Raw genomic sequence first — 12,167 nt, forward strand, 5'->3', positions numbered from 1 at the left:
ACCACGCGCATCATCGACCTGGTCGCCCCGATCGGTAAGGGCCAGCGCGGTCTCATCGTCTCTCCGCCCAAGGCCGGTAAGACGATGGTGATGCAGGCGATCGCCAACGCCATCACCGAGAACAACCCCGAGTGCTACTTGATGGTGATCCTCGTGGACGAACGTCCCGAAGAGGTCACCGACATGCAGCGCACGGTCAAGGGCGAGGTCATCCACTCGACCTTCGACCGCCCGGCCGAAGACCACACGGTCGTCGCGGACCTGGCGATCGAACGCGCCAAGCGTCTCGTGGAGATGGGCATGGACGTGGTCGTCCTGCTCGACTCCATCACCCGCCTGGGCCGTGCCTACAACCTGGCGGCCCCCGCCAGCGGACGCATCATGTCCGGTGGTGTGGACTCCACCGCCCTGTACCCGCCCAAGCGCTTCTTCGGCGCGGCCCGCAACATCGAGGGCGGCGGCTCGTTGACCATCCTGGCCACCGCGCTGGTCGAGACCGGTTCGCGTGCCGACGAGGTGATCTTCGAGGAGTTCAAGGGCACCGGCAACATGGAGCTCAAGCTCAACCGGTCCCTGGCGGACAAGCGGATCTTCCCGGCCGTGGACGTGGACGCCTCCAGTACCCGTAAGGAGGAGATCCTGATGTCGGCCGAGGAGTTGAACGTCGTGTGGAAGCTCCGTCGGGTGCTGCACGCGCTGGACACCCAGCAAGCGATCGAGCTGCTCCTGGACAAGATGAAGGAGTCCAAGAGCAATGCCGAGTTCTTGATGCAGATCCAGAAGACGACGGTGGGCCCGGAGCGCTGACGCGCCTGAGCCCGAACGAGGGCGGCCCTCTTCCCACAGGGAAGGGGGCCGTTCCTCTTTCAACGCCCTATTTCCCGGTGATCTTGCTCCCAGCGCCCATGTTAACGCTAACATGGGCGCTGGGAGCAAGATCACCGCTATAGGGGCGGGATTGGGTACTTGGTACCAGGTGGTGGAGCGGGCGGCCACCATCACGCGGCCGGGAAAGGGGGACCACCGGCAGCCGCCCGACCAGCACAACCCACACCCCACCTGACGCGCTCCGAACCCACCTGGCAGCCGCCCGACAACCACGACTCCCACCCCAGGCGCCCGCCTCCCCACCCACCCCATTCCAGCCAACGCGCACGGATCCCCGCCCTGGATTCCCTCACCGCCCTGGGCGCTCCCCCGACCTCGGGCCGGTCACCTTGTTCTAATGGCTGGTCCGTCGGGACCGGGACGAACCGATGCCCAGCACGATGCACGAGGCCGACCGCTTGAAGAAGGCCGGGAACCGGCCGCTCGAAGGAGGATGGGGAATAAGGACTGGTCTCGACACGGTTGTCGGTCTGGCAAACTGGTAGATGGGATAGGTCCGTCCTTCCACTCGGAAGAGCACGCCACCCCGTTTACCTGGATCGTCGCGGCACCGGTTCGCGCATGGCATCGACATCGTTCCACCTCCGACGGTGGTGCGGTCGTCCTGCGTCCGGCGGTCGCGCTCAAGCAAGGAGACACACATGCAGGCCGACATCCACCCGGAATACGTCGCGACCGAGGTGACCTGCACCTGCGGGGCCAACTTCATCACGCGTAGCACCATCACCGAGGGCAAGTTGCGCGCCGACGTGTGCTCCGAGTGCCACCCGTTCTACACCGGCAAGCAGAAGATCCTCGACACCGGTGGTCGGGTCGCCCGCTTCGAGAAGCGCTTCGGCAAGCGCAAGTAGCGCTGCCCTTCGGTTCGGTGGCCTGTCCCCATGGGGGTCTCGCCACCGGACCGGACGCGTCCCCGTACGGGGAGACAGGCACAGGGCGGACGAGAAGACGGGAATGGGAAAGTGAAGCTGGACGACCTGCTAGGGGAGTACTACGAGCTGGAACAGCGGCTCGCCGACCCCGAGGTGCACGCGGACCCGGCCGAGGCACGCAGGCTGGGCAAACGCTACTCTCAGCTCACCCCGATCATCGAGACCTACCGCCAGCTCAAAGAAGTCGAAAGCGACATCGAGGCCGCGCGTGAGTTGGCCGCCGAAGACTCCTCCTTCACCGAGGAGGCCGACCGGCTGACCATCCAGGCCGAGGAGCTCACCGAGCGCCTGCGCGTGCTGCTCGTCCCGCGTGACCCCGCCGACGACAAGAACCTCATCATGGAGGTCAAGGCCGGCGAGGGCGGTGAGGAGTCCGCGCTGTTCGCCGGTGACCTGGTCCGCATGTACCTGCGCTACGCCGAGCGTCAGGGGTGGAAGACCGAGGTCATCGACGCCACCCACTCCGATCTGGGCGGCTACAAGGACATCACGATCGCCTTCAAGAACAAGGGCACCCCCGAACCCGGGGCGGGTGTGTGGCCGATGCTCAAGTTCGAGGGCGGTGTCCACCGGGTCCAGCGAGTACCCGTCACCGAGTCCCAGGGCCGCATCCACACCTCCGCCGCAGGGGTGCTGGTCGTGCCCGAGGCCGAGGAGATCGAGATCGAGGTCCACGAAAAGGACCTGCGCATCGACGTCTACCGTTCATCCGGCCCCGGTGGCCAGAGCGTCAACACCACCGACTCCGCGGTCCGTATCACGCACCTGCCGACCGGCATCGTGGCCTCCTGCCAGAACGAGAAGAGCCAGCTCCAGAACAAGGAGCAGGCCATGCGTATCCTGCGCGCCCGGCTCTACGCCGAGGCCCAGGCCAGCGCCGACGCCGAGGCCTCCGCCGAACGCAAGAGCCAGGTCCGCACCGTGGACCGCTCCGAGCGCGTGCGCACCTACAATTTCCCCGAGAACCGTATCTCCGACCACCGGGTCGGCTACAAGGCCTACAACCTCGACCAGGTCCTCGACGGGGACATGGGCGGGGTGGTCAAGGCCTTGGTGGACGCGGACACCAAGGAGAGGCTCGAAGCCGCGCAATCGTCATGAACTTCCTACTCGACGAGGTCGCCCGCGCCACGCTCAGACTCGCGGAAGCGGGTGTGGCCTCACCACGTACGGACGCCGAGGAGCTCGCGGCGTTCGTGCACGGTGTCCGTCGAGGGGAACTCCACGCGGTGGCCGATGCCGACTTCGACGCCCGTTACTGGGAGTGCGTCTCCCGGCGTGAGGCCCGCGAACCGTTGCAGCACATCACCGGGCGAGCCTACTTCCGTTACCTGGAACTCCAGGTCGGTCCGGGGGTCTTCGTGCCCCGCCCCGAGACCGAGATCATGGTGGACTGGGCCATCGAGACCCTGCGCGCCATGGACGTGGCGGACCCCCTGGTGGTGGACCTGGGTGCCGGATCGGGCGCCATCGCCATCTCCATCGCCCAGGAGGTACCGCGTTCACGGGTGCACACCGTGGAACTCGACCAGGAGGCGCTACGTTGGACCCGGCGCAACATCGAGGCCAGCGGGCACGCCGATCGGGTGACGGCCCACCAAGGCGACATGCGCACGGCCCTGCCCGAACTCAACGGCCACGTGGACCTGCTCATCAGCAATCCGCCCTACGTGCCCACCCGGGAGGCCCACACCATCCCTCCCGAGGTGCGCGACTACGACCCGGCTCCCGCGCTGTGGTCGGGTGAGGACGGCCTGGACATGATCCGAGACCTGGAGGCGGTCGGTCGTAGGCTGCTGCGCCCGGGCGGGTCCATGGCCATCGAACACCACGACGGTCAGGGTATCGACATCCCCTGGCTGTTCCCCGAGGACAAGGGCTGGCGCGATGTCCTCAACCGCAAGGACATGGCCAGGCGCGACCGATTCGTGGTCATGCGCCGGGCGGACGAGGACGACTGAGGGCCCCATCATCGTCCCAGCACATCCCCATCCCAGGGTCGGACCGACGTACCCGGCCGGTCGGACCCGCTCGAGATCGAGGTGAACGCAGGGTGAGCCGCATCTACGACTGCGCGGACGAGACCGCCCGCAAGGACGGCATCGCCGACGCCGCCTCTGCGGTACGCCGAGGCGAACTCGTGGTTCTGCCGACGGACACCGTGTACGGCATCGGCACCGACGCCTTCAGCCCGAAGGCGGTCGCGCGATTGCTGGAGACCAAGGGGCGGGGCCGCGACATGCCACCGCCGGTGTTGGTGGGCTCCATTCGCGCCGCCACCGCCCTGATCGACGACCTGGGCAACCACGGCCGGGACCTGATGGAGGAGTTCTGGCCCGGCCCGCTCACCCTGGTGTGCACCGCGACCCCCAGCCTGTCCTGGGACCTGGGCGACACCAAGGGCACGGTGGCCGTGCGCATGCCGATGGATCCGGTGGCCCTGGAGCTGCTCAAGGAGACCGGTCCGATGGCGGTCAGCAGCGCCAACAAGTCGGGACGGCCGGCAGCCGTGAACGCTGGGGAGGCCATCGAACAGCTCGGTGACGAGGACGTGGCGGTCTACCTGGACGGTGGCCAGAGCGAGAGCCCGGTGGCCTCCACCATCGTCGACCTCACCTACGCGGTGCCACGGGTACTGCGTTCGGGCGCCATCTCGATCGATCGGTTGCGCGCGGTGTGCGGAACCGTCATCGGCGAACTGCGCAAGGGTACCGTCAAGCCGAAGCAGGAACGGGAACAGGAGAGCGGCGAGCCCGAGGAGGCGGGTGAGGGCGCGGGGGAGCAGACTCGGCCGACCTCCGCCACCGAGGAGGAGACCTCTCAGAGCAGCGACCGTTCCGAGAACTAGAGGGGCCGTCCCGTGCGGGAGTACGCGCTCACCTTCGTCATCGCCGTGGCGGTGACCTACCTGCTCGTTCCGTTGGTGCGTCGGTTGGCGATCGCCTTCGGTGCGGCTCCCCCGGTGCGGGACCGCGACGTGCACACCGAACCCATTCCGCGGCTGGGCGGACTCGCCATCTACGGTGGGTTCGCGGCGGCGCTGTTGATCTCCGCGCAACTGCCGCACCTACAGAACGTGTTCGTCGCCAAGACCTGGATCGGTCTGTTGCTGGCGGGTGGCCTGATCACCGTGATCGGCGTCATCGACGACCGCTGGGGAATGGACGCCCTGAGCAAATTGGCCGGGCAGATCGCCGCCGCGGGCATCCTCGTGTGGCAGGGGGTGCAGCTACTGTGGCTGCCGCTGCCCGGAACACAGCTCTCCCTGGGGCCCTGGCTCGGGGCGATGGTGTCGATCCTGCTCATCGTGGTGACCATCAACGCGGTCAACTTCGCCGACGGGTTGGACGGTCTGGCCGCGGGCATCGTCGGTATCTCCTCCTTGGCCTTCTTCGCGTACTACTACGTGGTCGCGGTCGAGCAGGGATTCGTCCGACAGTCCTACCCGGCGATGATCGCCATCATCTTGGCCGGTACCTGTGTGGGCTTCCTGTTCCACAACTTCCATCCGGCCCGTGTGTTCATGGGCGACACCGGATCGATGCTGCTGGGGTTGTTGTTGACCTCCATCACCATCACCGTGACCGGGCAGTTCGACGCCAACACCGCCAGGGAGGAGTTCAATTCCTCCGGCCTGGTCGTCTTCCTGCCGATCCTGCTGCCGCTGTTGGTGATCGCGCTACCGTTGGCCGACCTGGTACTGGCGGTGCTGCGGCGGACCCTGGCGGGAAAGTCGCCCTTCGCGCCGGACCGGGGGCACCTGCACCATCGTTTGTTGGACATGGGACACACCCACACTCGCGCGGTACTGCTGATGTATCTGTGGGCGGGGATCGTCGCCTTCGCCGCGGTAGCGCTGTCGATCTTCGACTCCCCGTTCATCGTGTTGACGGTCACCGTGTTGGTCGCCACCTGTGCCGTCGGTCTCATCGCGTTGCCACGACTGCGCCGTCGCGGACTGTTGCCCTGGGATCGGGAAAACGGTGCGGACAGAACTTCAGATCACCATCGGTCAACCGATGGATAAAAGCACGGTCACGTTCGGGACCAAAGGTCCTTCTGCTGATCCGTATGTGCACAGGTGCGAGGTTCGAGGTGTATGTGTCCAAGGTGACACAAGGCTCGAAGGCCTCCGAGAACGTGGCTTTCGTGAAGCGTTAAGAGTGCGTTAAGGAACCCCTGGATTTACGACCGAAAACCTTGTGATAGCTTTCACGAGCAGGTAACCACTGAACCCCACGGAGCTTCGTCATGCAGGGACACGACGCCCGGATCTTCCGCGGCGCCGCGCTTCCAGCGGCCGTTGTCGGTGCCCTGGCCATCGCGGTCTCGGCCCTGATCAGCGGCGTTGCCGGAGCTCTCAGTTCGGCCCTTGCGGTCGTGATCGTCCTCGCCTGCTTCGGTCTGGGGCAATGGGCGGTCATCGAAGTCACTCGGCGGAACAAGGATCTGTTCCTTGCCGCCAACATGCTCGGTTTCGTCGTCAAGATGACCGTGCTGGGTGTTCTTCTGGTGACACTGGGTCGTAGTGACCTCATCGCCGAGTTGGACAGCAACGCCTTCGTCTACAGCGCGTTGGTCGTCGTCCTGGCCTGGCTCGGTGGTCAGATGCGCGCGATCTCCAAGGCCAAGATGCTGCACGTGGACCCGTCCGAGAGTTCGGAGAACACGTGATGGGGTGCCCCGCCGTGGCCCGCCGGGGTGGGCGTAATAACCTGTTCCACAGCAGGCGGGCAGCCACGTTCCAGCCGAGCCCCACATGCTATATTCCGGAGCGAGATGAGCGACGAACCGACCGAGAAGGTGGACTCCAGCGCGCCCCCGGCGCCTCGGGAGGCCGATGGTTGGGCGCTCTTCTCCACTCTCCTCGCGGGAGTTCTCGTGTGGAGCGGGATCGGCTGGGGCCTGGACCGACTTCTGGGTTTCCAAGCGCTCTTCCTGCCCATCGGGGCGGTTCTGGGCTTGGTCGGCGCGGTCGTCTTGATCGTCGCCAAGACCCGCCAGGTCTGAACTCTTCCGCCAGAGCGATGACACCACGGGAAACCGTGGTGGCCTGCTCTGCCACAACCATCAACGAGGCTTTCTTGCGTCACGACGAAAGGATTCGCCGTGAGTGCTGACGTGCGCATTCTCGCGGCCGAACCGGGTTGCCATCTTTTCAGCGGCTGCGGGTTCGAGGCCCCCACCATCGGGATGTTCTTTCCCGAACCGTGGATCACCGGCATCCCCGGCACCACAGGAATCGACCTGTACCTGGTTCTGCTGCTGATCGCTCTCGGTGCCGTCCTGCTCCTGTGGTCGTGGTTCAGCAAGAAGCTGAGCCTCGTCCCCGGTCGCAGGCAGGGCATCGGTGAGATGCTCGTGCTGTTCATCCGGGACCAGATCACCCGGCCCACCATGGGGGCCAAGGGTGACGGCTTCATCCCGCTGATGACCGCGATCTTCACCTTCATCCTGTTGATGAACTTCACCGGTCTCATCCCCGGTCTGCTCCCGGTCAACAGCGACCTGTCGTTCCCGGCGATGCTCGCCGGCTTCATCTTCATCCTGACCTTGATCATCGGTATGAAGAAGCAGGGCGGCTGGGGTTACATCAGGAACCAGATCTTCCCCCCGGGGATGCCCAAGCCGATCTACGTGCTGGTCACCCCGATCGAGATCCTCTCGGTCTTCGTCATCCGCCCGGTGACGCACGCCCTGCGTCTGTTCGCGACCATGTTCGCGGGCAGCCTGCTGCTGGCCGTGTTCGCCTATGGCGGCTGGTACATGCTGAACGTCACGGCCGAACCGGCCCTGGCCGCCCTCTCGGTGGTCTACTCCGGTGCCGCGCTGCTCGGCTACATCGCCTTCTTCGTCTTCGAGATCCTGATCATGGCCGTCCAGGCGTTCATCTTCACGCTGCTGGCGAGCCTGTACATCAACCAGTCCCTCGAAGCAGCTCACTAAAAGAACCCCTCGCACCGGCCCCGGCACCCTCGCCGGGGCGGTGAAAGGTGTAAAGACCCGCCCACCCCGGCGCACTGACCTATTGCGAACCGCAACGCCGGACGTCGAGTAAAGGGAAACACAATGGACATCGCCGCTATCGAAGGCAGCATCAACACCGTCGGCTACGGCATCAGCGTCATCGGCGCCGGTATCGGTGTCGGTCTCGTGTTCGGTATGGGTATGCAGGCCATCGCCCGCCAGCCCGAGGCCCGCGGCCCGCTGCAGACCAACATCTTCCTGGGCTTCGCGCTCATCGAGGCCCTCGCGATCCTGGGCTTCGTCCTCGCGTTCGCCATTGGCGGCTAAGGCACTCCTGCCAACCGTTTTTGATGGCGACTGACGCGAAGGAGGGCTGACCATGTTGTTGGAGCTGGCAGCCGATTACAACATTTTGCGGATCGACCCGGTGAAGGCCGCCTTCGGTGCGATCGCACTCGCCGTGGTCTACTTCTTTGTGGCCCGCAAGGCGGTCCCCAAGGTCATGAAGGTCCTCGACGAGCGTCACGACGCCATCGAGGGCGGCATCGAGCGGGCCAAGCGCGCCGAGGCCGAGGCCGAGGAGATCCGCCAGCAGTACCGCGACAAACTCGAAGAGTCCCACCGCGAGTACGCGCAAGAACTCGAGAAGGCCAAGGAGCAGCGCGCGGCGATCATCGCCGAGGCCCGCGAGGAGGCCCAGGTCGAGGCCAAACGGATCATCGACGCCGCCAAGGCGCAGATCGAGGCCGACCGACAGCAGGCCTTCGTTCAGCTCCGTGGTGAGATCGGCACCCTGTCCACTGAGCTCGCGAGCCGCATCGTCGGTGAGACGCTCGGTGACGGCGCCGCCCAGACCCGGGTGGTGGACCGGTTCCTCGAGGAGCTGGAGAGCAGCGAGAGCACGAAGCAAGCCGAGGTGCGCTGATGCGTGGTATCAGCCGTAACTCCCTGGCTGAGGCGACCCGGCGCCTGGACTCCAACGTCTTGGCGTCGGCGGACGCCGCCCAGCACGCGGTCTCGCTCGGTGGCGAGCTCTTCGAGGTCGTCGCCCTGCTCGGCGACGAGCACTCCCTGCGCCGCTGGCTCGCGGACCAGGCCAACCCGGTGGAGAAGAAGACCGGCCTGATCGGTCAGATCCTCGAGGGCAAGGTGTCGCCGTCCACGGTCATCGTGGTCAACGACGTCGTGTCCCAACCGTGGGCGGGCCCCCGCGACATGGTGGACGCACTGGAACGCCTGGCGGTCTACGCGACCGTCGCCTCGGTGGAGGGCACCCGGCTGGACGAACTCGAGGACGAGCTGTTCCGGTTCGAGCGGATCGTCGTCGCCGAGCCGGAGCTGCGTGCGGCGCTCACCCGTGAGGGCGTGGCCGTCTCGCACCTGCACACCCTGGTCGAGAACCTGCTCTCGGGCAAGGTGAACTCCGCGACGCTGGCTCTGGTCAGCGAAGCGGTCACCCGTCCTCGGGGACGTACCCTGGAACAGGCGCTCGACAACTTCGGGCAGCTGGTCGCCGAGCGCGCCCAGCGCTACATCGCGGTGGTGCGCAGCGCGGTCCCGCTGAGTGAGGTCCACCAGGACCGTCTCCGGACGATTCTGCGGCGTAGGTACGGCCACGAGATCCACCTGAACATCGAGGTCGCCCCCGAAATCGTGGGTGGACTCTCCATCCAGGTGGGCGACGAGGTCATCGACGGCACCATCGCCGGGCGTATCGCTGAGGTCCAGCGCCGTCTGGCCGGCTGAGACGCGAAGACAAGCAAGCACGCACGGCGCCGGCCCGGCGCCATTTGAGAGCAAGGACAACGTAGAGATGGCGGAGCTGACGATCCGGCCGGATGAGATCCGGGACGCGCTACAGCGCTTCGTCCAGTCGTACGAGCCTGACACCACCCGCGCGGAAGAGGTCGGAACCGTCACCTACTCCGGTGACGGCATCGCCCGCGTCGGTGGCCTTCCCTCGGCGATGGCGAACGAGCTGCTGGAATTCGAAGACGGCACCCTGGGCATGGCCCAGAACCTCGAGATCGGTGAGATCGGTGTCGTCGTGCTGGGCGACTTCACCGGCATCGAGGAGGGGCAGAAGGTACGTCGTACCGGCAAGCTCCTCTCGGTCCCGGTGGGCGACAACTTCCTCGGCCGCGTGGTGGACCCCCTGGGCAACCCCATCGACGGCAAGGGTGAGATCGAGACGACTCAGAGCCGCGAGCTCGAGCTTCAGGCCGCGACCGTGATGGAGCGTCAGCCGGTCGGTGAGCCGCTCCAGACCGGTATCAAGTCGATCGACACCATGACCCCGGTCGGCCGTGGCCAGCGCCAGCTGGTCATCGGTGACCGGCAGACCGGTAAGACCGCGATCGGTATCGACGCGATCATCAACCAGAAGGCGAACTGGGAGACCGGCGACCCCTCCAAGCAGGTGCGTTGCATCTACGTCGCGGTCGGCCAGAAGGGCTCGACCATCGCCGGCGTGCGTGGTGCCCTCGAAGAGGCCGGCGCGATGGAGTACACCACCATCGTCGCTTCCCCGGCGTCCGACCCGGCCGGCTTCAAGTACCTCTCCCCGTACACCGGGTCGGCCCTGGGCCAGCACTGGATGTACGAGGGCAAGCACGTCCTCATCGTCTTCGACGACCTGACCAAGCAGGCCGAGGCCTACCGCGCGGTCTCCCTCCTGCTGCGCCGCCCGCCGGGCCGTGAGGCCTACCCGGGTGACGTCTTCTACCTCCACTCCCGGCTGCTGGAGCGCTGCGCGAAGCTCTCCGACGAGTTGGGCGCGGGTTCGATGACGGCCCTTCCGATCATCGAGACCAAGGCGGGCGACGTCTCGGCGTACATCCCCACCAACGTCATCTCGATCACCGACGGTCAGGTCTTCTTGAACTCGGACCTGTTCAACCAGGGCCAGCGTCCGGCGATCGACGTCGGTGTCTCCGTCTCCCGTGTCGGTGGTGCCGCGCAGACCAAGGCGACCAAGAAGGTCTCCGGTACCCTGCGGCTGAGCTTGGCCCAGTACCGTGAACTCGAGGCCTTCTCCGCCTTCGGTTCGGATCTGGACGCCGTCTCCAAGCAGCAGCTGGAGCGCGGTGCTCGAATGATGGAGCTGCTCAAGCAGGGGCAGTACTCGCCCTTCTCCATGGAGAAGACGGTCGTCTCGATCTGGATGGGTAACACCGGCCTGATCGACGAGGTCCCGGTCGAGGACGTCCGCCGTTTCGAGGAGGACTTCCTGTCCTACCTGGACCGCGAGCACAAGGGTGTCCTGGACACCATCCGCGAGACCGGCAAGTTCGAGAGCGAGGCCGAAAAGACCCTCGAGAGCGCCATCGAGAAGTTCAAGCAGAGCTTCCAGACCTCCGCGGGCAGCCTCCTGGGCACCGAAGCCGAGGCAGAGGCGCTCTCCGAGGAGAAGGTCGGCCAGGAGACCATCAAGGTCGCCAAGGGCGGGAAGTAACCCATGGGTGCACAGCTTCGCGTCTATCGCCGGAGGATCCGTGCGACGAAGGCGACGGCGAAGATCACCCGTGCGATGGAGCTGATCGCGGCCACGCGCATCACCAAGGCGCAGCGCGCGGCCGAGGCCGCAGGCCCCTACGCACGGGAGATCACGCGGGCGGTGTCCGCCCTCGCCAGCCGGGTGACCGACCACCCGCTGCTGACCGAGGCCGAGAACCCCACCCGTGCGGCCGTCTTGGTCATCACCAGTGACAAGGGTCTGGCCGGCGCCTTCTCGACCAACGTCATCAAGGAGGCCGAGTCCCTCACCCAGCTTCTTCGGGAGCAGGGCAAGGAGGTCCTCACCTACATGGTGGGCCGCAAGGGTGCGGCCTTCTACAAGTTCCGCGACCGTGAGGTCGAGCAGGCTTGGGAAGGCATCACCGAGCGTCCGACCTACGCGCACGCCCAGGAGATCGGCTCCACCCTGATGGAGAGGTTCTCCCAGGACACCGCCGAGGGTGGTGTCGACGAGATCCACGTGGTCTCCACGGAGTTCGTGTCGATGCTGACCCAGCGGGCGGGGGCGGTTCGCGCCCTTCCGCTGGAGGTGGAAGAGGTCGACGCGGAGGAACTCGAGGCGAGCCACGGTGGCCAGGCGCTGCCGCTCTACGAGTTCGAGCCCTCCGCGGAGGAGGTCTTGGACCAGCTGCTGCCGCAGTACGTGGTCAACCGGATCCACGCCTCCCTCCTGGAGTCGGCCGCCTCCCAGCAGGCGTCTCGTCGCGCGGCCATGAAGGCCGCGACCGACAACGCGGAAGAACTCGTCAAGAGCCTGACCAGTCTGGCCAACCAGGCACGTCAGGCCGAGATCACCAATGAGATCAGTGAGATTGTCGGCGGTGCCGATGCACTCTCTGGGTCCAGCGCGGGAAGTGAGTAAGA

Annotated in this window: 14 protein-coding genes; all 14 read left to right on the forward strand. The window is 66.1% G+C overall.

Translation table 11 applies throughout. The annotated features are described in order from the left end of the window. Positions 1-807 (forward strand): transcription termination factor Rho (gene rho / locus D472_RS0120675; protein WP_017606362.1); only part of this gene is annotated, 807 nt, incomplete at its 5' end. A gap of 722 nt (positions 808-1,529) precedes the next feature. Then, on the forward strand, positions 1,530-1,739 hold the full coding sequence (gene rpmE, locus D472_RS0120680) for a 50S ribosomal protein L31 (protein WP_017606363.1): 210 nt from the start codon (positions 1,530-1,532) through the stop codon (positions 1,737-1,739). Between the two features lie 111 nt (positions 1,740-1,850). Next, positions 1,851-2,921 carry a peptide chain release factor 1 gene (gene prfA / locus D472_RS0120685; protein WP_017606364.1) on the forward strand — a complete coding sequence of 357 codons (1,071 nt, stop codon included), beginning with the start codon at positions 1,851-1,853 and terminating at the stop codon, positions 2,919-2,921. After that, entirely contained in the window at positions 2,918-3,781 is an 864-nt protein-coding gene (gene prmC, locus D472_RS0120690; RefSeq protein ID WP_017606365.1) for a peptide chain release factor N(5)-glutamine methyltransferase, read from the forward strand. The genes prfA and prmC overlap by 4 nt, the downstream gene beginning before the upstream one ends. Before the next feature lie 92 nt (positions 3,782-3,873). Then, positions 3,874-4,668, forward strand: a complete 795-nt coding sequence (locus D472_RS0120695) for an L-threonylcarbamoyladenylate synthase (RefSeq protein WP_017606366.1) — start codon at positions 3,874-3,876, stop codon at positions 4,666-4,668. A 12-nt stretch (positions 4,669-4,680) separates the two neighbouring features. Then, positions 4,681-5,847 carry an MraY family glycosyltransferase gene (locus tag D472_RS0120700; protein WP_017606367.1) on the forward strand — a complete coding sequence of 389 codons (1,167 nt, stop codon included), beginning with the start codon at positions 4,681-4,683 and terminating at the stop codon, positions 5,845-5,847. A 224-nt stretch (positions 5,848-6,071) separates the two neighbouring features. Then, complete coding sequence (locus D472_RS0120705; RefSeq protein WP_017606368.1) at positions 6,072-6,494, forward strand: hypothetical protein; 423 nt, start codon at positions 6,072-6,074, stop codon at positions 6,492-6,494. Between the two features lie 105 nt (positions 6,495-6,599). Further along, a complete protein-coding gene (locus D472_RS0120710) occupies positions 6,600-6,830 on the forward strand; it encodes an AtpZ/AtpI family protein (RefSeq protein ID WP_017606369.1) in 231 nt (76 codons plus the stop codon). Between the two features lie 111 nt (positions 6,831-6,941). Beyond that, complete coding sequence (atpB, locus tag D472_RS0120715) at positions 6,942-7,766, forward strand: F0F1 ATP synthase subunit A (protein ID WP_017606370.1); 825 nt, start codon at positions 6,942-6,944, stop codon at positions 7,764-7,766. A 123-nt stretch (positions 7,767-7,889) separates the two neighbouring features. Further along, the gene (atpE, locus tag D472_RS0120720) at positions 7,890-8,114 is read left to right on the forward strand and encodes an ATP synthase F0 subunit C (RefSeq protein WP_017606371.1); all 225 of its coding nucleotides are present in this window, start codon (positions 7,890-7,892) and stop codon (positions 8,112-8,114) included. A 55-nt stretch (positions 8,115-8,169) separates the two neighbouring features. Then, positions 8,170-8,712 (forward strand): F0F1 ATP synthase subunit B, encoded by a 543-nt coding sequence (gene atpF / locus D472_RS0120725; RefSeq protein ID WP_193373502.1) that lies wholly within the window; start codon positions 8,170-8,172, stop codon positions 8,710-8,712. Next, positions 8,712-9,533 carry a F0F1 ATP synthase subunit delta gene (locus D472_RS0120730; protein ID WP_017606373.1) on the forward strand — a complete coding sequence of 274 codons (822 nt, stop codon included), beginning with the start codon at positions 8,712-8,714 and terminating at the stop codon, positions 9,531-9,533. The genes atpF and D472_RS0120730 overlap by 1 nt, the downstream gene beginning before the upstream one ends. Before the next feature lie 67 nt (positions 9,534-9,600). Continuing rightward, positions 9,601-11,241, forward strand: a complete 1,641-nt coding sequence (gene atpA, locus D472_RS0120735) for a F0F1 ATP synthase subunit alpha (protein WP_017606374.1) — start codon at positions 9,601-9,603, stop codon at positions 11,239-11,241. Between the two features lie 3 nt (positions 11,242-11,244). Then, positions 11,245-12,165 (forward strand): F0F1 ATP synthase subunit gamma, encoded by a 921-nt coding sequence (locus D472_RS0120740; protein ID WP_017606375.1) that lies wholly within the window; start codon positions 11,245-11,247, stop codon positions 12,163-12,165. Positions 12,166-12,167 lie beyond the last annotated feature (2 nt).

Source organism: Nocardiopsis alkaliphila YIM 80379, assembly GCF_000341005.1.
Lineage (GTDB): Bacteria > Actinomycetota > Actinomycetes > Streptosporangiales > Streptosporangiaceae > Nocardiopsis > Nocardiopsis alkaliphila.

Bases quoted from the DNA above. Each gene is read 5' to 3' on its own strand.
- D472_RS0120705 (WP_017606368.1), top strand. From the start codon at position 6,072: ATGCAGGGACACGACGCCCGGATCTTCCGCGGCGCCGCGCTTCCAGCG.
- atpE (WP_017606371.1), top strand. From the start codon at position 7,890: ATGGACATCGCCGCTATCGAAGGCAGCATCAACACCGTCGGCTACGGC.
- rpmE (WP_017606363.1), top strand. From the start codon at position 1,530: ATGCAGGCCGACATCCACCCGGAATACGTCGCGACCGAGGTGACCTGC.
- D472_RS0120730 (WP_017606373.1), top strand. From the start codon at position 8,712: ATGCGTGGTATCAGCCGTAACTCCCTGGCTGAGGCGACCCGGCGCCTG.
- D472_RS0120710 (WP_017606369.1), top strand. From the start codon at position 6,600: ATGAGCGACGAACCGACCGAGAAGGTGGACTCCAGCGCGCCCCCGGCG.
- prmC (WP_017606365.1), top strand. From the start codon at position 2,918: ATGAACTTCCTACTCGACGAGGTCGCCCGCGCCACGCTCAGACTCGCG.
- atpA (WP_017606374.1), top strand. From the start codon at position 9,601: ATGGCGGAGCTGACGATCCGGCCGGATGAGATCCGGGACGCGCTACAG.
- D472_RS0120740 (WP_017606375.1), top strand. From the start codon at position 11,245: ATGGGTGCACAGCTTCGCGTCTATCGCCGGAGGATCCGTGCGACGAAG.